Source organism: Flavobacterium notoginsengisoli (assembly GCF_014207905.1).
GTDB classification, from domain to species: domain Bacteria; phylum Bacteroidota; class Bacteroidia; order Flavobacteriales; family Flavobacteriaceae; genus Flavobacterium; species Flavobacterium notoginsengisoli_A.
The window spans coordinates 332,707-355,159 of the sequence record NZ_JACHLB010000002.1 but is presented as its reverse complement, the minus strand read 5'-3'; the positions used below and the strand labels follow the sequence as shown (position 1 = coordinate 355,159).

At 34.3% G+C, this 22,453-nt stretch carries 10 protein-coding genes; 1 reads left to right on the top strand and 9 read right to left on the bottom strand.

Annotation, left to right across the window (positions count from 1 at the left end; translation table 11 throughout):
• Window positions 1-6 precede the first annotated feature (6 nt).
• Entirely contained in the window at window positions 7-2,820 is a 2,814-nt protein-coding gene (locus HNP35_RS08355; protein WP_184160271.1) for a M16 family metallopeptidase, read from the top strand.
• An 81-nt stretch (window positions 2,821-2,901) separates the two neighbouring features.
• Here HNP35_RS08355 and HNP35_RS08350 read toward each other — a convergent pair whose 3' ends face one another.
• From HNP35_RS08350 to HNP35_RS08310, 9 genes are all read right to left on the bottom strand, one after another.
• Window positions 2,902-3,525 (bottom strand): TlpA family protein disulfide reductase, encoded by a 624-nt coding sequence (locus tag HNP35_RS08350; protein ID WP_184160269.1) that lies wholly within the window; start codon window positions 3,523-3,525, stop codon window positions 2,902-2,904.
• Window positions 3,526-3,636: 111 nt separating this feature from the next.
• The gene (locus HNP35_RS08345; RefSeq protein ID WP_184160267.1) at window positions 3,637-5,553 is read right to left on the bottom strand and encodes a glycoside hydrolase family 97 protein; all 1,917 of its coding nucleotides are present in this window, start codon (window positions 5,551-5,553) and stop codon (window positions 3,637-3,639) included.
• Window positions 5,554-5,690: 137 nt separating this feature from the next.
• On the bottom strand, window positions 5,691-8,114 hold the full coding sequence (locus tag HNP35_RS08340; protein WP_184160265.1) for a sugar-binding domain-containing protein: 2,424 nt from the start codon (window positions 8,112-8,114) through the stop codon (window positions 5,691-5,693).
• Between the two features lie 92 nt (window positions 8,115-8,206).
• Window positions 8,207-9,790 (bottom strand): glycoside hydrolase, encoded by a 1,584-nt coding sequence (locus HNP35_RS08335; protein WP_184160263.1) that lies wholly within the window; start codon window positions 9,788-9,790, stop codon window positions 8,207-8,209.
• A gap of 146 nt (window positions 9,791-9,936) precedes the next feature.
• Entirely contained in the window at window positions 9,937-11,574 is a 1,638-nt protein-coding gene (locus tag HNP35_RS08330) for a glycoside hydrolase (RefSeq protein ID WP_184160261.1), read from the bottom strand.
• Window position 11,575: 1 nt separating this feature from the next.
• Window positions 11,576-13,177 carry a RagB/SusD family nutrient uptake outer membrane protein gene (locus HNP35_RS08325; RefSeq protein ID WP_184160259.1) on the bottom strand — a complete coding sequence of 534 codons (1,602 nt, stop codon included), beginning with the start codon at window positions 13,175-13,177 and terminating at the stop codon, window positions 11,576-11,578.
• A gap of 11 nt (window positions 13,178-13,188) precedes the next feature.
• Window positions 13,189-16,221, bottom strand: coding sequence for a SusC/RagA family TonB-linked outer membrane protein (locus HNP35_RS08320; protein ID WP_184160257.1), 3,033 nt, complete (start codon window positions 16,219-16,221; stop codon window positions 13,189-13,191).
• Window positions 16,222-16,267: 46 nt separating this feature from the next.
• Window positions 16,268-17,665 carry a hypothetical protein gene (locus HNP35_RS08315; RefSeq protein ID WP_184160255.1) on the bottom strand — a complete coding sequence of 466 codons (1,398 nt, stop codon included), beginning with the start codon at window positions 17,663-17,665 and terminating at the stop codon, window positions 16,268-16,270.
• Between the two features lie 635 nt (window positions 17,666-18,300).
• Complete coding sequence (locus tag HNP35_RS08310) at window positions 18,301-22,326, bottom strand: two-component regulator propeller domain-containing protein (RefSeq protein ID WP_184160253.1); 4,026 nt, start codon at window positions 22,324-22,326, stop codon at window positions 18,301-18,303.
• Window positions 22,327-22,453 lie beyond the last annotated feature (127 nt).

The following is a 22,453-nucleotide window of genomic DNA, read 5'->3' as shown; positions in this document are numbered from 1 at the left end:
AACAAAATGAATACTAAAAAAAATATCATCATTGCGATTATGGCCTTGTCTTTTCAAGGCGCATTTTCGCAGTTTAAAACCACAATTCCGCTGAATAAAGACGTTACGACTGGAAAATTAAAAAACGGTCTAACATATTATATTCTGCATAACGAAGAGCCAAAAGACAGAGCGAGTTTTTACTTTGTTCAGAATGTCGGCGCTATTTTAGAAGATGACAACCAAAACGGATTGGCTCATTTTCTGGAACATATGGCGTTTAATGGAACAGAACATTTTAAAGGAAAAGGCATTATTAAAATGCTGGAAAAAAACGGTGTAAGTTTCGGAAAAGACATCAACGCTTATACGGCTCAAGATGAAACGGTTTACAACATCAGTACTGTTCCGGTTACGAACGAAAAACTAATCGATTCTACCCTTTGGGTTTTGCACGATTGGTCGGGCTCTCTTTCTTTAACCAATGAAGAAATTGATGCCGAAAGAGGCGTTATCCGAGAAGAATGGAGAACACGCCGTACAAGTGATTTTCGTCTAAAAATGCAAACGGACCAAGTTTTGTATAAAGGTTCAAAATACAGCAAAAGAGACGTTATTGGTGATTTAAATATCATCAATTACTTCAAATATGCTGAATTAAGAAACTATTACAAAAAATGGTACAGACCCGATTTACAAGCCGTAATTATCGTTGGAGATATTGACGTAAAAGCAATGGAACAAAAGGTAAAAGCGATTTTTTCTAGAATCCCGTTAGCAAAAAAAGTTGCACCGCGTACTTATTCTGAAATTCCGAAACACGATGAATTGTATTTTGGAACGGCGTCTGACAAAGAAGCTTCATCCACAACCATTACATTGAAATATGTTTTGGATGAACCTTTGGTAAAAGACAGTATACTGAGCCGTAAAAATGTGATGAATTCTTTTTACACGAGCATTTTAAACAATCGTTTCAAAGAATTAATTCTAAAAAACCAAAGTGCTGCTTTAAATCTTACAACCTTTTTTCAGCCAATTTCGAGATTAAATACTTCGTTTAACATTTCGGCAGCAGCCAAAAAAGGAAAAACTCTAGAAGCTTTTGAAGATGCTTACACCGAAGCTGAACGCCTAAAACGTTTTGGAATTGCACAAACAGAACTGGACAGAACTAAAAAACTGTTTATAAGTTCTTATGATGATTTTTTAAGTAATAAAGATAAAGTTGACAACGATACTTGGTCAGACAAACTGACGAATTATTTCCTTAAAGCAAAACCTTTTCTTTCTGCCGAAGACGATTATAAATTGATTGTAGGCATAATCAAAAGCATCACTTTAGAAGAAATAAACGCTTATATAAAAACCATTCAGAAACCAACTAATCAAGTCGTTTTGGTAACAGGTTCTGATGAAGATAAAGTAAATTTCCCTACTAAAGATGCGGTAGTTGGAGTAATGAAAAAAGTCGAAAGCAAGACTTTAGAACCTTACACCAAAAAGGAAAACAACGAACCTTTGATTTCAAAAGATTTAAAACCTGCAACTATCAAAAAAACATTTGAAGTACCAGGAATTGCTGCTGCAAAAGGATATACTTTAGAAAATGGAGCTAATGTAATTGTATTGCCAACAACTTATTCGCAAGATCAAGTTGTATTGACAGCATTTTCTAAAGGCGGTAAATCTTTAATTAAAACCGAAGATTTAGCTTCCGCTGAAATTGCGACAACAATTGCAAGATCGTCTGGTTTAGGGAATTTTGATAACATCGCTTTAAAAGAAAAATTGACTGGTAAAGTGGCACAATCTGCTCCTTTTATTGGCGAAAACACGCAAGGTTTTCAAGGAAGTTCTAATAAAGCCGATTTCGAAACGATGCTGCAATTGCTTTATCTTTCTTTTGAAGCGCCACGTTTTGATGCAAATATCTTCAGCATTTTAAAAGAACAGTATAAAAACCGTTTGGAAACTATCAAAAAAGACAACGGAAATACGTTTAAAGATTCTGTTTCATTAGCCAATTCAAATCACAATCCGAGGACTTTTGTTTTTGATGAAAAGTTTTTACAAAACATTGATTTGAAGAAAGCGGAAAGCATTTACAGAGATCGAATTAAAAATGCTTCAGATTTCACTTTTGTATTTGTTGGGAATATTCCTGATGGCGCTTTAGAAATGATTCAGAAATATATTGGGAATTTAAAATCAAATCCTGCTGTAAAAGAAACTTTCGCAGATCATAATATTGGTCCGAAAAAAGGAAAAACAGTTGTGCATTTCAAACGTCCGATGGAAGTTGTAAAAAGCACTGTTTATCTGAATCTTTCAGGAAAAACAGAATACAGTAAAGAAAATGCCATGACGATGTATATTATTGGCGAATTGCTTTCAAAACGTTTTCTTCAAACCATTAGAGAAGAAGAAGGCGGAAGCTACGGCGTAAACGTTGGCGGAAATCTAGAAATTATTCCAAAACCATCTTTCAGCCTTGCGCTTACTTTTGACTGTAATCCTGATAAACAGGAAAAATTAATGCAGATTGTCTGGAAAGAAATCAACGATTTAAAATCAAATCCAGTAAACGCAAATGATTTGGAAGACATTAAAAAAGCGTTGCTAAAAAACCGAGAAGAATCGCTTAAAACGAATACTTTCTGGGCTACAACTTTATACAATTACAGCTTAAATCAGATTCCGTTTTCTACAGACGAAGAATATAAAAATTTAATTTCTAAAATTAATCAGAAAACTATTCAGCAGTTTAGTAAGCACATTTTGAATAGTTCAAGTAGCGTCGAAGTTATCATGAGCCCTGAAAGCCAATCAGGAAAATAACTTTACAATACATTTATTTTATTTTATTAGTCATTAAAGGTTGTCTTTGCCAGACAGCCTTTTTTGTTTATTACAAAAGATTTAAAACGAAACCAATAAATCTTCTAGTTTAGTTTTTAAGATTTCCTTATTCTGATGTCCGAAATAATATGCCATGACATTGTAATTGTCATCGAAAACAACAAATGACGGAGTCCCTCTTAACTGATTCATTGTAAATGTTTCTGCAATTAAAGGTATCTCAGAGTAAAATTCTTTTACTTTTTGTACTACAGCTTCTCTTTCTTTTGGAGGAAAATTTTCAAAATTGGGAATAGCACTACAAATTAATTCTATCTTATTTGAATTAATAAATTCTTCCGCAGAAACAATATTATCAAACGCTACTGGAAAGTTTAGAGTTTCTGTATAATTAGAAATTCCGTAGTTAGAATGATAATACTTTTTAGTTTCTCCGACTAATTCTCCGCTTTCTAGAAGCAATTTCAAACTTGCTTCATTGTTGTATTCAAAGTCTTCAAAAGCGGTAGCTACTCCAATAAAACCAATTTTATCATTAAATGATTTATAAAGTTCATTAACAATTGGAATTCCATAAATGAAACAACCCGGGCAATTTACCTGAAAAACAAAAGCTAGATTAACTTTATTTATTTTAAATTCTCCTTGAACTAATTCTTTAATATTGAGATGAAATTTTGACATGACTTAAATAATTTTGAATAGTAAAATTTACTATTCAAAATTACTTCATAATACTAACTTTCTGATAGTCCAGTTTTTGTATTAATTCCTCTTTTCTGGTTTCACTACTTATTATTTTGCTTTAAGAACTCCAGCAAATCCACCTCGAGGAAGACAATCTATTTTAATCGTTTCTCCTTTTTTAACTTTCAACATCTTAGAATCTAAGGATTTACTATCCTTTCCGTCTGTGATTAACTGTAATTCGTAATTTCCGTTAGAAAGAAAATCAAAAGTCAAAGTCAAAGTTTGAGTGGTGTCTTTTCCGTTTAATCCTGCAATATACCAAAGATCATTTTTCTTTCGTGCTATAACAACTTTTTCTCCAGGATAACCGTCAATCAATTTAGTATCGTCCCAACTTGCAGGGAAATTTTTAAGGAATTCTTTTGGTGCTAAAGGCAAATCATAATACGCAGAAGGGCGATCTGCAAAATGCTGCAAACCTGATTCAAAAACGACAGCCAGAGCCAATTCATGTCCATAAGTTGTAATATGCGGATTTTGACTATCGGAAAAAGTAACGGGCGTATAGTCCATAGAACCCACAACGTTTCGTGTAAAAGGCAATGTCGTGTTATGAACCGCCGCTTTATCTGTCAAAACAGCATTATTATTATACCATTCGGCACCATAAACCGCTTCTGTAGTCATTAAGTTCGGATACGTTCTTGCCCAACCGCGAGGTACCGTTGCCCCATGGAAATTTACTAATAAATGGTATTTTGCAGCATCTTTTAAAATATCAATATAATATTGCATCATATCCTGTTGGTCCCCCGCAAAAAAGTCAACTTTTATTCCGTAGATTCCAATTTTATTCAGCCACTCGAATTCTTTTTTTCGCTTTTCTGCAGTAAGCAATCTGTCCACAGGCGTTGGTTCCAACCAGCTTGTTCCTGAGTTGTACCAAATAAGCGGTTTGATTCCTTTGCTTTTAGCATAATTGGATGCATCTTCTAAATTACCGCCATTAGCCATAACATCCCATTCCCAGTCAATTAAAACATAAGGCCATTTCATTTCTACAGCCAAATCAACGTATTCTACAACTTTTTTATAATCTTTAGAACCGTGATTGTTCGCCCAATAAATCCAAGAAACTGCGCCTGGTTTTATCCAATTGGTATCTTTTAATTCATTGGGTTTACTAACGTCTGTAACCAAATTTGACTCTGTTATATCGGATAAACTTCCGATTGCAAATGTATGCCAAGGAGAACTCCAAGGTAATTTTGCAACGGCTCCGATCTGTTTAAAATTCTCTCTTGCAGCTGGATAAGTTACTTTATATTCCGATTGTTTTTTACTGTTATTCAACATCGTAGCGCAATGATTCTCTGTAATTCCAGCCTCAGAAATAAGTACCCAAATCGGGTTTTCGTTTACTTTATACAAAGCAGGAAACCCCCAATTACCATTATTTTTATCTGAACTTACTCCTGTTTCACTTTGAGGATAAAATGCTTCGTATGAAGGTTCAAACAGCTGTATCCATCTTGAAGTTCCTTCTTGAATAACGTAGGTTGTGAGTTCTTCAATTATATTAACTTTCTTTTCTGATGAATTGGGAAATACATATTGAAAAGCAACTCCGTTATTATAAGCACGAAAAACTATTTCAAGCTTTTGATTGTTTTTATTTTTAAAATTAAATGTCTTTTGATTTCCAAAATTTTCGCAATGCTCACGTTTACCAGAAATCATTATATAATCATCGTGTATCTCGATAATTTTAGATTCTCCAATGAAAACAAGATTATCAAAACTTTCGTTTTTCTGAACAATTCCAAGTTGAGATTCTGGTAAAACTTCGGTGTAGGTTTCTTTATTTTTATATAATATTTTAAAATAAACCTTATCTGCTTTTCCTTTTGAAGTTTTTAATTCTACTTTAATTTTTTCATTTGGCGACACCAATTCTTGTGCATTTAAAATGAAAAAATTTAATATAAAACTTAGAATCAGGATTTTTTTTGTTGCTTTCATTACGGAATGTTTTTCTACCGATCAAATGTCCCGATGGGACACGAATTGATTTATTATCAATACGTTTTTTCTACCGATGAGATGTTCCGATGGAACATTTATGATTTTTTATCAATAATATTCCATCGGGAAAATTTTTATTTTACATTAATGGTAACCTCAACTGGTTTCAGCCATTGACTTGTGAATTTGACTTTTATAGGTTCTGTCGAATCTCCTTTTGCCTGAATATATGCTGCAATGTGACCGTGGAAAACTCTCTGTACATTATCGGTATAATCCGTCATATCGCTGTTGTTTCCTGCTTCAAGACCTAATAATGTTCCTGGACCAACAATTGTGCAAGTTACTTCATTGTCAGAAAGCATTACCGGAAGTCCGTTTTGATCTTTCACCTGAACCATAATTTTAGCAACACCTTTGTCTTTACTGATCGTGATGTTTTTCTCTGCAATTGTTAATTCAACAGGTTGTTGTGTTGAATTAATTGCATAGCGGCTGACTTCTTTATCGTTTTTATCTAAACCAATAACTTCTAGTTTTCCTGAAGTAAAAGGAATATCCCAATAAATAATTCCTGTTTTTTCGTCATATAATTTCGTTTCACCAACTACTTTTCCGTTCAATTCTAAACGTGCTTTTGCTGCATTGGTATAACAAACCACACGGATTTTTTGTCCATTTTCGTAATTCCAGATTGCCCAAGCATCTTTAGAAATATCTTTTTCATTTACTAAAGGATATGTTCCTAAATATGCCATTGGCTTATCTGACCATAACGACTGACGGAAATAACCTCTTGGCTTGATAACTCCAGCAAAATCAACTAAGCCAGAGTAAAATCCTCTTGAAGGCCATCTTCCAGATTCTCCTAAATAATCGATACCTGTCCAAAGAAACTGACCAAAGATAAATTTGTTGTTTTTTACGGCTAACCAAGGTTCCATGTCATGAACATTTTCACTTCCGTAAATGACTCTTTTCGGATATTTTTCATGATCTGATTTATATTTGCTTTCCGTATAATTGTATCCTGTAATGTCCAAAGCACCTGGATATTCCGTTTCATTAGACATCGCAACTCCTGCTAAACCTGCTGTTGTTGGACGTGACTTATCGTATTTTTTAACCGCAGCAACCAAACGTTTTGCGATTGCTCCAAGGCGCATGGCATCTGGTGCGTCTTTTTTGTAACCACCATAAGCTGCTTGCCCAAAACCGTCTTTTCCTTTGTCTAAAACGGGATGAGAATATGGATCGTTTGGATAATCTACTTCGTTACCAATACTCCATCCAAAAACCGAAAGGTGATTTCTGTCGCGACGTACAAAATCTTCAAGGTCTTTTTCGGCATAATCTGCAAAAATATCAAACGAACCTTGAAATCCTGGTGTTCCGTAATTCCAACCTTCTAGCCATTTACGTTTTGGAAACTCCCATTCGTCATAAGCTTCGTTTAAAACCAATAATCCTAATTCGTCGCAAAGTTCATAAAAATCAGGCGCTTGCGGATTATGACTTGTTCTGATAGCATTAACTCCAATTTCTTTCAATGTTTGCAATCTGGTTTTCCAAACTTCTCTTGGAACCGCAGATCCTAAAACTCCAGCATCGTGATGTAAACAAACACCTTTCATTTTCATCCATTTTCCGTTAAGGGCAAAACCATTGTTTGGATCGAATGTAAAACTTCTGAAACCTGTTTGTGTTGTACTTTTATCGATTTCTTTTCCGTCTTTTAAAACGGTTGTTTTTAATTCGTATAAATTCGGATTGTCTAAATCCCATAATTGTGGATTTTTGACATTGATTTTTGTCGAAATTTTTCCGCTTTGATTCGCTGCAACTTCTACTTTAGATGATGATTTTCCAACCGATTTTCCATCTTTTGAAAACAGTTCGTTTACAACAGTTAAAGATGATTTTGAAGAAGATCCGTTTTCAACATCAACCTCAACATTCAAAGTTCCTGTTCCTTTTTTAACTTCAGGATAAGCATAAACTCCCCATTGCGCAATATGAACCGGATTTGCGTAAACTACCCAAACATTTCTGTAAATCCCTGAACCAGTATACCATCTTGAATCGGCACTTTGACTGTGATCGACACGAACTGAAATCGTATTTTCTCCTCCAAATTTAACAAAAGGCGTTGCATCATAAGCAAAAGAAATATAGCCATTTGGGCGTTTCCCTAATGATTTTCCGTTAATAAAAACTTCACTTCTATTGTAAACACCCTCAAAATACAAATACACTTTTTCGCCCGATTTGCTTTGCGGAATATTAATTGATTTTCTATACCAAGCAATTCCTCCAGGCAAATATCCTGTACAACTTGCCAATGTTGGACTCAATTGTCCTTTTACACTCCAATCGTGCGGTACATTTACATTTTGCCATTTGTTATCATCAAAACTGGCATTTTTTGCATCAGAAACATCTTGAAGATTGAATTTCCAATTGTCATTTATTTTCTTCGAATCTCCAAACGAAATCTGACTGCTCGCAGAAAGACATGAAAAGAGTAAAACAGGGATTAAGGTTTTCTTGGTTAACATATTTTTTTTGCTATTTTTTTGTTTCAGGTTTCAAGTTTCAGGTTTCACGTTCCAACCAAACCTGAAACTTGAAACCTGAAACAATTTTTCTACTATTGTAATTCTCCCACAAACGTCACTACTGACTTCGCAGGGATTTCTAAATTATTAATTTTCTGCGAATTGGCTCTTTTTAAATTTGACGTATCAGAAGTTACATAAGGAATAAACTCGTTGTTTTTTACACGTCCTTTTGATAGATCAAATTTGTATTTCTGAGCTTCTTTTCCGCAGTTTACTGCTACTACAATAAGTTTTTTGTTTTGAACATCTTTATAGGCCGTCAACATTACGTCATTTGCCGAATCCAATTCTTTTTGGTTTGGAATATCAACTCTAAGCATTCCGGGACGAACAAAAAGTGAATAGTTTCCTAAAGCCCAAAGGAGTTTTGAATCGTGAAATTCTCCGTCATTTTTTACATAATTTGGCTCAGTTCCACCGTTGCTTTTTCCATCATCCAGATAAATTAATCCATCTTTGTAATCTACTCTTGTGATTGATGTCCACCATTGCCATGAAGCTGCATTTGCCACCGCAATATCATTATGAATTAATCTCGCTACAAATAAAGCGGTCTGCATTCCTAAATCTCTTCCTCCGCCAGAACCTCCCGGAATTTCAGCTTCTCCTGGATTTTCTAATATACAATATTCCGATTGCCAATATTTTAAACCTGGTTTTTGTTTTACTTCTGCGGCAATTAATTTTCTGCTTAAAACCTGTTTTTCAATTGGCCAAGTTGTAAAATAACTATGTCCTAGTATTACATTTTTTACATTCGAAAATTGAGTCACATTGGTTTTGGTTTTTCCAAAGAAATAATCAATCTGATTGTCGCGGTTTTCAGCATTTACATTTTCATATAAATAATCGATTTGTGCTGCTTCTGCAATCACAATTTCGGTGCTCATTTTTTTAGCTTTCAACTTTTCAGAAAGTGCTTTCGTCAGATCAAAAATTTCCTGATTGGTCGCTGGCGTTCCTTCTTGACTGTTGGTGTCGCCACTTTTTGGCATCCATTCCCACTGCGGCTCATTTATCGGACTAACATAATCGAATTTGATTCCTTCTTTTTTCTCCAATCCTTGAATACTTTGAACTAAGAAATCGGCAAATTTTGGAATTGCACCATCTTTTAGATTCAGTTTATTCTTTTGAGAAGCAAAAGACAATCCGTTATTTGTCATATGAACTGGAGGGCTATTCGTAAAAATCAAGAATTTTTCGACTCCACGTTTTTTAGCCGCCTGCAAAAACCATCTCTGACCTTCTTGTTTTGAAAAATCATAAGTCCCGTCAGCATTTAAGAAACATTCGCTTCTTCTCCATTCGTCCGAAACTTTACTTTTTTCTCCTTGTTCTGTACTTCCCGCTCCCAGATTAAATCGCCAGATTGAAAGTCCGATCCCTTTCGGATTTCCTTGTGCATCGATTTCTTTACTGAACAATAAATCTGCGATTGCATTCTTTTTCTGCTCTGGCCAATTTTTACCTACAAACTGTGTTCTCCAAGCATCAGAACCTCCAAAACCGTCCATAGTTTGCACTACATTATCTGTGCTAATAGTAACCGTTCGCTGTGCAAAAGACAGCGAACTGATTACCAATAAAAGCGAGACGTATATGTTTCTCATTTATTCTTTTTGTTTTTATTTAACCGCAAAGACGCTAAGTTTTACGCAATGTTCGCAAAGTTTTCTATCATCTTTGCGGTTAATTTTCATTCTTACTTTATGCTTTTCAAAACCTTAGAATCTTAGCATCTCAGAATCTCAGTATCTTATTTATACGTTCCTACATAAGTCACTACCGATCTCGCTGGAATTTCAAAACCAGAAACATCAACCGTTGTTCCTTTTTTCAAACTCATTGTTTCAGAAGTAATGTAAGGCGTTAATTTGTTATCTGTTACCGTTCCGCCTGTAAGATTTAATTTATAAGCTTTCGCTGATTTGCTGATGTTAACCGCAACCACAACTATTTTTTTGTTTGCTACATCTTTATAAGCCGTAACCATAACATTGTTTAATTCTGCTGTATTGTCAATGCTTGGAATTTGAACTCTAACCATTCCAGGTTTTACGAAGAATGAAAAGTTTCCTAATGCCCAAAGCGTTTTTGAATCTCTAATGTATCCATCATTTTTACAATAATCTGCATTTCCAGCTCCGTTGCTTGCGCCATCATCTACGTGAATTAATCCGTCTTTGTAATCACCACGGCTTATCGCTGTCCACCATTGCCAAGAAGTCACACCTCCAACAGCAATATCGGTACTGATAATACGCGCTGTCCAAAGTGCTAGAGACATTCCTAAATCTCTTCCTGAACCTGCTCCACCGGGAAGTTCAGCAGTTCCTGGACTTTCTAAAACACAATATTCTGATGACCAAAGACTTAATCCTCCAACAGATTGCGTTCTCGCTGCTGCATCTTGTCTTGAAGAAATTAGTGTACTTAAAGGCCATGCTTGCCAATAACTATGTCCAGAAATAGTTCTTTTTACATTGCTTAAATTTCCAATATTTTTAGAAGAATTAGCCGCAAAGAAATAATCAATCTGGTTTGATCTGCTTTCTTTTCCTGAAGTCGTTTTATACAAATACTCATAAGCCCCAGATTCACCTACAACAATTTTAGCTAGTAAATTTTTCGCCTGCAATTTTGGAGATAAAATGTTTACGAAACTGTAAATATTGGCGTTTGTAGCTGGAGAACCTTCTTGCCCAGATCCGTCCCACTCATATTGCGGTTCGTTGAATGGACTCACATAATCGATTGTTAAACCGTGTTCTGTTTTTAATTTATCTAAAGATGTAACCCAGAAATCGGCTAGATCAGGCATTTTACCATCTTTCAAATTATAAAATTCTTTGATAGAAGCATGAGCTTTTCCATTTTGAGTTAAATAAACTGGAGCGCTGTTAGCGAATGCTAATAGTTTATCAACGCCACGTTCTCTTGCCGCTTTCATAAACCAAACCTGACCGGCTTGTTTCGTCATATCATACGTAACTCCGTTTGTTGTAAAACATTCAGATCTTCTCCATTCATCCGTTATATCGCTTGCATCGCCTTGTTCTGCACTTCCTGCTCCAAGATTAAAACGCCATAACGATAATCCGATTCCTTTTGGATTTCCCTCAGCATCTAAACCTTGGCTGAACAATAAATCGGCAATTTTATTTCTTTTATCTGTTGGCCAGTTTTTTCCAATAAAATTACATTGCCAAGCATCCGAAGCTCCAAAACTTTCCATAGTTTGAAGATTCATTTCTAAACTAACATTCAATTCTGTTACAGCGTTTTCTGAATCCGAATTTTCAGATTTTTCAGAATCGCAGCTTACAAAAAGAGAGCTTGCGAAAAGTAAGCCTGCACACAGCAGACCTACTTTATTTTGATTATTGAACTTCATCTTAGTATCCAGGATTTTGCTTAATTACACCGCCACTCAAATCGATTTCCAATTGTGGAATTGGCCACAATAAGTTTTTCGCAGGATTAAAATTGATTCCTTTATCCTGAGATTCTCTCAAGTTTGTTGTTTCATAAGGGTCTGTAGAACTCAAATTATATTGAACGAAAGTTCCGTTTGGTCCCATTAAAGATTCTATAACTGGTCTTCCTGTTGTTGGATCTTTTTCACGGCGAATATCAAATAAACGTAATCCTTCAAAAGCCAATTCTAAACGACGCTCTTTATAGATTTGTCTCAAAAGTGTTGGTCCAGAAATTCCTGTTTTTGGATCTAATTTTACACGAGCTCTGATGATATTGATGTCTGCTAAAGCATCTCCGCCTGTATGATAATTAGCCTCTGCTCTAGTTAAATACATTTCTGCCAAACGAATCAACGGAATGTTTAATGGCAAATGGCCGTCTTTTTTATCTAATGAACGACGTGTCGCAATTGGAATATAATATTTACGGCATATACGTCCAGATTTATTATCATTTAAACTGAATTTGTGTGTCGGATTTAAAGTCTCGTCTCCGTAAGCAGCTTCTCCCCATTTTGTAATCGTACTTCTGCGACGGATAACATCATTTTCAGACAAATAAGCATTTTCTAAATCACTTGTTGGCATACACCATCCCCAACCGTCTAGAACGTCTGCGGCATCATTACTTGGAAAATTCTTTTTGTCTTCTCCTCTTGCGCCAGATAAAGTTGGCAATGCTGCACCTAAACTTTTATCTTGAACTGAAGACGACTGAGCTTCTAAAATAGATTCAATTCCGTTATGATTGTTAACATTCCAGATATTTAAGAAATCTGATTCTAATTGAAAAGGTCCTTCCGTAATTACTTTGTTAGAATAAGTCTTTGCCTCAGCCCATTTTTCTTGAAACAATGAAACACGAGCCAATAAAGCATAAGCTGCCCATTTGTTAATTCTACCATTTCTTGCTACGGGAGCACTTTCTAGTTTTGCTGCTGCATCTTTAAGATCGGTTTCTATCTGAGTGTATACTTCTGCAGCTGTATTACGCGATAATGTTAAATCTCCAGTTCCTAAAGATTTTGTATAAACTGGAACTCCTCCAAAAAGGTTTACTAACTCATAATAACAATAAGCGCGGACAAATAAAGATTCGCCCATATACTGATTTTTTTGAGCATCGGTAAGTGGCGAAACGGCCATTCTTTCTAAACCAACATTTGCAGATTGAATCGTATAAAAATGTGCTGTATAAATACTATTCATATCTCCCATATTATCTGGAGTAATGATGTATTGCGAACAAGGTCTGTGCGCGCTATTATCTTGACCTGTATTTCCCATCCAAGCATCATCGGTTGACATTTCGTTGGTTACTCTCGGAGCCGTTAATGTCCACCATTCTTTTGCTAACAATAAGCGCTGCGTTAATTCATTTGCATAATTCTCGCATTCTTGAACTGTTTGAAAATAATTTTCTAAAGTCTGAGTTCCTCTTTGGTCTTTTTCTATAAAATCACTGCAAGATGCCGAAAATAGAGAAAAAGCTATTATTGATACTATTATTTTTTTCATGATCGTTTTGATTAAAATGCAACATTAAGTCCCATCAAGATTGTTGGCTGTACTGGATAATTCCATCCTCCAAAACCTGATCCTTTTACTCTGTCTCCATTATTTGGATCTCCTGCCCCAACTTCAGGCTCAACTCCTGTATATTTAGTCCATGTCCATAAATTTTGTCCTGATAATGACAATCTTAATTTATCTAATCCAAATTTGTTGTAGAAAGAATATCCAATTTGAAGATTTTTCATTCTAACAAAAGATCCATCTTCAACATAAAGAGAAGAGAATTTTGTAAAGTTCTCGTTGTTATCATCTTTTGATAATCTCGGAATATAGTTTGAAGTTCCTTCTCCATGCCAAGCCATTTGCTCTAATCCGCTTACTTTGTTTGTCAAACTTGCACCATTGTATAAATCTGAAATATTTTGATTCACAATTTCATTTCCAATACTTGAGTAAAAATTCGCTACTAAATCAAAGTTTTTGTAGGCAAAGTTTAAGTTCAAACCAATATTGTAATCTGCCCAAGGAGAACCAATTTTAGTTCTGTCTTTATCGTCTATTTTTCCGTCACCATTAACATCTTTAAAACGAACATCTCCTACTTGTGCATAAGGCTGCAATTTGGTTCCATGTTCATCTGTATGAGAATTTAACTCCGTTTGGTTCTGAAATAATCCATCGGCTACATAACCATAAAAATATCCTGGTTCATCTCCTTTAACCGTTAAAGTTCTATTGCTTGAACCGTATAATTTTTCTCCATCAGCAGATAAAGAAATCATCTCTACATCTACGGTTGTAAAAGTTAAATCTGCACCATAAGAGAAATCTCCTTTTTTATCTTTGAATGAAATCAATAAATCGATACCGCTAGATTTCATTGAACCCACATTCGTCCACATCGTAGAATATCCTGGAAATCCGCTATATGTTGGAAATTGTTTTAAGAACAACATATCTTTTGTTTTCTTTTGGTAATATTCAAGAGATCCAGACAATTTGTTTTTCCAAAATCCGTAGTCTATACCAAAACTCATATCTTCTACCGTTTCCCATTTAATGTCTTTATTTGCCATAGTCGATGGATAAGAAGTATCTACCACCTGACCGTCAATTACATAATATCCTTGTCCGATATTTGATTGATAAACAGCATCCGGCAAACCTTGATTACCTACTTTACCCCAACCAGCTCTAAGTCTTAAATCACTCACAACATCTTTAGCAGATTCCATAAATCCTTCATTTAAGATTCTCCATGATGCAGATGCCGATGGGAAGTTTGCCCATTTATTGTTTGCCATAAATTTAGAAGAACCGTCACGTCTGAATGTTCCTGTAAAATAATATTTCCCATCATAATTATAAGAAAGACGTGAAATATAAGACATCAATGAACTTGACCAACTAGTACCACTACTATTACGATTTTTAGTAGCTGCACTCAATTCTCTCATTAAATCTGAATTATTTGGAACTCCTTCGCCATAACCCCAAACATCATTAGCATTGTATTCCTCCATAGTGCTACCCACCATAAATGAAGCGTTATGTTTTTCGGCAAAAATTCTGCTATAAGTCGCTGTAGTTTGCCAAGTCCAATCTGCATTTGTAGTGTTTTTTCTTTCTACACTATTAATTTCTGCTTTTTCGTGCGCTGCATCAATTATAAAATCTGGTCTGAAAATACTTTGTGTTTTATCACCAACTTCAATAGATGCCTGTGTACGAATTACCAAACCTTTTATTGGTTCATATTGTAAATATCCATTTGTATTTAAGTTGTACTGGTTTGTAAAATCATCGTATCTTTTTACAGCAGCAACCGGATTCCAAACGTAAGAAGGAGAACGTGCGTAAATACTATATTCATTTTCTAATCCAGTTAACTGATCAGCTGGTTTGTAAATTGGTGTAATAGGATCAATTTTATCAAAATCTGCCCAGTTTCCAGGAGATCCCCAAGTTTCGTAACGAGGATTTAAAGTAATTCCAGCAGAAAATTTATCCGAGAATTTGAAATCGTTCGCAATTCTCATTGTCACTCTTTCCCAACCGCCAACTTCATAAATTGATTCTGCATTATAATAGTTTAAACTAATGGCATAAGTATGTTTATCAGAACCACCTGCCACACCAAAAGAAGCATTAGTTACTGGAGAGGCTTTTCTAATTCCTGCTTTCCACCAATCTGTTGTTTTTCCTCTGTATTGAGATGGATTTGGCAAATAATCTGAATAACCAGAATTGTTATAAGCTGTATTCATGATTGTTGCATAACCTTCTGCATCAGCCATATTGTACGGATTATTCATCATCTGCATACCAGAACTCAAATCAAAGTTGAATCTTGCTTTACCAACTTTACCTTTTTTGGTTGTAATCAAAATAACCCCGTTTGAAGCTCGTGAACCATAAATAGCACTTGCAGAAGCATCTTTTAAAACCTCCATAGATTCAATTTCATTATTACTCAAGAAATTGATGCTGGTTCCCATCGGAATTCCATCTACTACATAAAGCGGATCTGTATTTAAATTTAAAGTCGAAATACCACGAATCAAAACTCTAGGTTGAGCTCCCGGTCCTCCAACCCCCGTTACTTGGACACCGGAAACTTTCCCCTGTAATGATTCGGTAACGTTACCAACTGTCATGGTCTGCAATTCTTTTCCTTTTACAGAAGAAATTGAACTCGTTACATCACTCTTTTTTACGGCAGCATAACCTACCACAACTATCTCATCTAATGCTTGGCTTGATTCCTCAAGAATAACATTAATCTCTGTTTTATCTCCAATTGATTCTACTTTGGTTGTAAAACCAACAAAAGTAAATTCAAGCTGTGCATTTTTATTTGGAACATTTAGCACATAATTACCATCAAAGTCAGTTGCTGCTGAGGATGAAGTTCCTTTTACCAATACGTTTACTCCCGGAATTGGCACATTGGCTTTATCCTTAACAGTTCCTTTTATTTTTATTTGTCCAAAGGATACGGCAGTACACAAAAGGGCAATAAAAAATCCTATATATTTAAATTTCATATTAAGCTGTTTTATTTGTTAAATGTTACAACAAGGTTATAACCAACTATTTTTTTGTAATAAATACTCTTTCTAATTCGGTATCTAAAACCACTTTGTAAACACCTGGAGCTGCTGCATATTTAGCGTTTCCATTTTCTCCTGGAGACATTGTTGCAATTCCGTTTTTAATCAATCTCCAAGAAGGATCCCACCATTGACCCGTGAAAGTCGCTTCCATAGTTCCTGTTAAAGTATATTCTCCAACTAATTGATATGGATTTGCGGCATTATTAGCCAAATGAAGTTTTGTAACTACCCAAGCATTCCACGTATCCCAGTTAGCGCCGTCAATTCCGCCCCCGCAAACACTCACGAAAGGTTTTCTTTGTGCGGCATCATCATGCCATAAACCATTTGCTACGTCTGCCCAAACTTTACTTGTTGGTGTATATTTTTCGGCAGTATATTTCAGCGTATTCGGATTCACTTTAATTTTATAATATCCTTTTGTTGGTAAAACAATCGCTGTAGAAGCAACATCATCAACCAATTCTCCTGAAGCATTTAAACCAAAACAATGCGGTGCAAAATCTGATTCTTGACCTAAGAAATAAATCTCTTTATTGTCTTTATCAGCATAATATTTGAATTCGAAATCTTGTCCGGTTTTTTCGTGGAAATACATCGGAACTCCAACCGCATCTGTTGTCAAATTAGTGCCTTTTGGCTGATCGCATAAATAAATAGCTGGATATTCATTCGTTGCTACCACATTAACATTTAAAGATCCTGTATTTGGAATAGCAAATTTATCTTTAGCCGTAATCGTTAAAACATAATTTGCGGCCGTAACGGGTAAAGTATAGGTTTTATTGAAAGTATAAGATTGCGGAGAACCTGTTAATTGTACAGTTTCATCAATACCCAATTCTGTACATTTTATTTGAACATAATCAATTCCTGAATCATCATTTACCACAAAATTTACTGGCATTTTGTTACTTGTAGACAACAAGATAACCGCACCTTCTTTTGGCGTAATCATAGTGATGCTTGGAGCGGCAAATTCTCCATCAAGACGTAAATTGATTTCTTCGTTTACAACATTTCCAGAAACGTCTGTAATGATTAATTTTATTTTGAAAGTTTCTGATGTTCCTCTTCCCGCAGGAACTTCAAAAAAGTAACTAAGATCATACGTTTCTAAAAGCGGATCTGTAGCAAAACTAATTGTCTTGTCTAATGATAATTCTGGAATTTGAATCTCTACACTTTTTAATCCTAAATCATCGGCAAGGGCTGCTTTGATTTCAAATTTTCTACTTGGCGCTCCGTAAATTTCTTTTGTCGAAACTACCACCGTAGGGTTATCAGAACTTGGAAATCCTGATTCGTTATTTTGACAGCCTGTAAAAAGAATGCCAAAAAGAGCAAGAAAAAATAAAAATACATTTTTTTTCATTTCTTTAATTTTAAGGTTTAGTTAGTTAGTTTTCTTTCTAAAGCGAAAGTTTGCTTTTATTCTCGCAGGTTTAATTCGAGATTGGTTTTTCTGTTTTCTTGAGGCAGAAAACAGACAGGGTTAATCATGTGGTTACTTTCATAATGAATTACGTTTGGTTAATTGTTTGGCTATTTTTTCCTTTTTTTATTTCTTAAACTATTAATAAGTGTTTTTAAATTAACCCGCAGCTTACTTCTAAACTGCGGGTTCAAAAAGTAACGTAACCAACCATTACTTTTAAAATTTTAAAGAGTGCTCAGCTCTTTAAAAAGAGATAAAACTTTATCTTGAAACTAACACTTATGACTAACAGCAATTCTGTAATAACCGATTGCTATAAGTGCAAAGAAATGTTTATTCCACACTTATAAGGAGGGGTAAATTCGAAAAAAAAGGAGGTCAAAATTGTAATTAACCATAATTTTGAAATATTTTTTACTGAGTATTTAAAAATAGATAGTGATTTTTGCATTATATGCAATTATTGAAAAAACAGTAATTTTTCAGCAAAAACAATTAAATGCAGTAAAAGATTTTAATCGTTTAATTAAAATTTAAAGAAAAAATGCAATGAAAAGATAGTTTCGATCTAGCTATTTAATGATATTTAGATCAGAATTGAAGGAACTTTTATACTTTTTAATATATTCTGATGGCGTCATTCCAAAAAGTTTTACAAACTGCTGTCTGAAATATTTTGGATCTTCAAAACCAACTTCGGCACTTGCTTGTGCGATATTCATTTCTTCGGTTAGCATTAACATTGCAGCTCTTCGAATTCGTAAGGAACGAATGAAAGCATTTAAAGTTTGTCCCGAAATAATTTTGATTTTGGTATAAAGCGTTCTGTGGCTCATTCCCATTTCGAGAGCAAAAGTTCGAATCGTAAAATCTTTTTTATGAATGTTTGCTTCTACAATATCAATACATTTTTTTAGCATCTGCTGATACTCTACTGGAACTTTTTGAGTGTTTTCCTTTAATGTAATGCTATCTAAGAAATAAGCTCTCAGATTATGTCTATTTCGGAGTAAAGATTCCACACGAGCAGTTAGAATATCGTCATCAAATGGTTTTGTAATATAATCGTCTGCACCTTCATTAATTCCCTGCAAATGCGTTTCAGGATTTTTAGATGCTGTCAATAAAATAACTGGAATATGAGATAACGCATTGTCTTCTTTTATTTTTCGGCACAATTCCAAACCATCCATTTCTTCCATAGTAATATCACTAATCACAAGATCTGGCATGTGTTTTTTGGTTAGCTTTAAGCCTTCTTCTCCATTTTCTGCACTATAAACAATATAATTACCTGAAAACAATTTGATTAAATACGCTCGAATCTCGGCATTATCATCAATAATTAAAACCGTGCGTTTTTCGGTTAACATTATCTTTTTAAAATCGCTTTCAGAAACTGAATTTGTTATAGCTGGCTCTTCAATTTCATCTGGAATCAATTCATCAAATAATTGACTTCTTTGCGGTTTTTCGTTTGTTATTTCAGCATCTTCAAAATGACTGTCTCCTTTTAAAAATGTCAATTTAAAAGTACTTCCTTTTCCTGTTTCACTGCTGCAGGTTACAGATCCTTTGTGTTTGTCTACAAAATATTTCACAATATAAAGTCCGATACCGAAACCTGTTCCAACTGAAACTTTCGAATTAATCTGTTTGAATTTTTCGAAAATAACATCGATATCTTTTTTATCGATTCCGTCACCATTGTCAGATATTTCAAGAATAACCTCATTATCATTTTCGGTTACTTTCAAATTGATTTCCCCTCCAATTGGCGTGTACTTAAAAGCATTCGACATTAAATTGAAAAGGGAGATTTCTACCTTTTCATAATCGCCAATAATGGTTATTTCGTTATCTGGAATAATCAAATTATAAGCAATCTGTTTTTCTTTTGCCTGATTAACAAAACATTGATAAACTTCATTAGAAAGATTATTAACATTTATAGGAGACAATCGCAATGCATCGGCATCATTTTCTGCTTTTCTCAGTAAAAGCAATTGATCTACCAAACTGAGAAGCCTTCTGGCGTTTCGATGCGCAATAGCCAAATCGCTTCCCGAAGAACCATTCTCAACAATTTCTTTTTGAACCGCTTTTTTCAACGGATTAATTATCAGCGAAAGCGGCGTTCTAAATTCATGCGATATATAGGTAAACATAGACGCCTGTTTTTCGGCTATCTCTTTTTCTTTTTTGCTTTCCAGTTCGGCAATTTTGACTTTATATTTTAATTTTTCTTTGTTTCTGCTGTAATCCAAATACAGAAATAAAATACCGCCAATAGCAGCCAAGTACAACGTATATGCCCACCAAGTTCTGTACCAAGGCGGTAAAACGGTTATTGAAACCAAACTGACTTCTTTATTCCATCCGCCTTTAAAACTGGTTGTTTTTACTTTAAAAGTATATTTCCCTTCTGGAAGTCTGGAGTAATTTGCTTTTCGCGCTTGTCCAACGTAATTCCATTGTTCGTCCCAGCCTTCTAGAAAATAAGCATAATTAATTTTGTCTGAATTATTATAATCTAACGCAACAAATTCTAGTGATAATGTAGTTTGATCATATTCTAAACTAACATCTTTTATTTTATCGGAATCAATATCTACTTCTGCTTTGCTTTCTTCAATGAGCTGATTGTTTACATAAAAATCGGTCAATAAAACATTATTCTTCTGATTAAAACCTTTTATCGCTTCTGGATAAAAAATATTAAAGCCGTTAATTCCGCCAAAAAGAAACTCTCCCGAAGAAAGCTTAATTCCGGCATTAAAACTAAATTGATTGCTCTGAAGTCCGTCGTTTATAGAAAAATTGCGGAAAGTTTTACTCTTTTTATCGTATCGGCAGATTCCGTTATACGTGCTCATCCACAAATTACCATATTGATCTTCCAATAATCTTAGGATAGTATTTGAAGGCAAACCATCGTTAATGGTTAATCTTTTAAAAGTATTCGTTTTTCTATCAAACAACAGTAAACCTCCTTCTTGTGTTCCGACCCAAAGATTTTTGTCTTTATCTTCATAAATACATCTTATCGGATTTCCGATTGCTTTCTTGGTAATTTTTCTAGATTTTTTTTCGATAGATAAAAGCGAAGTATAATTTCCTGCCCATAACTTTCCATCTGAAGTTTCGGTCATACATTGCAGATTATCAATACTTTTATCAAAAAGAACAAAAGTGTCTGTTTTTCGATCTAAACAATATAAAGAACCTTCATTTGTCGCACTTGCCCAGATATTGTCTTTTGAATCTTTAAACACAAACCAGATATTTTTCTCTATTTGTTTCGTAAAAGTATTGTAGCAAGAATAATACTTTACAGTATTGTTTTTTTTATTGATACGATTAACTCCGCCAGCCCAAGTCGAAACCCAAATATCATTATTATCATCTCGGATTATTCCAGTGATAAAACTGCTTGAAAGTGAAATTCCGTAATTTGAATAAGTATTTGTAGTTCTATTCCAATATTTTAATCCAGCACCGTCTGTACCTACCAAAAGATTCTTTTTTTCATCTTCGCAAAAAGACAAAATAAAGTTATCGGCAGGTTCTTTTGAATTGTATCTAATGCTTTTAAAATATTTTGGCGTATCACTCAGCATACTGATTCCGCCGCGAAGCGAACCAAACCATTTATTACCCGATTTATCTTCATAAAGGCTCCAAACCGAATTACTTTTCGCTAATTGTTCATTATAAGAAAGAAGTTTTTTGGTGTTAGGATTGATGTAAAAAATCCCGCATCCGTCGGTTGTAACCCAAGTTTTCCCTTTTTTATCAGTTAAAACATCCGTTACACTGCATTTACTTGAAAAATAATTATCTGAAACAGAACCTGTTTTGGTGTTTAAAAGAAAAAGACCTTCATCGGTTCCTAACAAAAGATTTCCATCAGTTGAAAGTTTCATCGCTTTTACTTCGATAGAAAGCGGAAAAACTATTTTTAAATTTTTCGTTTTATAATTATAGTTGCAAACTCCAACGTTTCGAACATAAATCCAGCATCCCGATTTTTCTTTGTTTTCCTGAATGGCAACAGCATCATAATTATTAATGTTGATTTTATTTCCTAATGCATTTAATGGAATATGATTTCCTATGAAAGAACCATTTTCAAAAGCTAACAATCCTGATTTTTGAGAAGCAACAAGTACCAGCTGATCAGAAACAGAACGCATTTGGTGTATAATTCCTTGAAGTAAAACAGTTTTTTCATCTAAATTCTTATAGTGAACGGAATGAAATATTGCTTTTTTCTTGTCATAAACACAGATTCCATTAGTACCTCCAACCCAAATATTATTCTTAGAATCACCTTCAATATTGTAAATCGTATTAAACAACAATGACTTTGGATCGTTGATTCGATTTCGGAATACTTTAAAATTATAACCATCGTATCGGTTTAACCCATCATAGGTTCCAAACCACATATAACCTTCGTTATCCTGATAAATGGTAATAATAGAATTGTTAGACAAACCGTCTGATATATCTAGAAATTTTACGGGATAATCCTGTGAATATCCTATTGGACTTAAACCCAATATCAAGAAAAGATATAAAACAAAATTCTTCAAAGTTTTTAATAATTTATTTCTGTACCAATAGTACAATTATAAGCTAATTTTAGGGGAATCTGTAAAAAAAGATGATCTAAAAAGTTTTTTTTGAGACAGTCTAAAAAAAAACTTGCATCAAATTTTA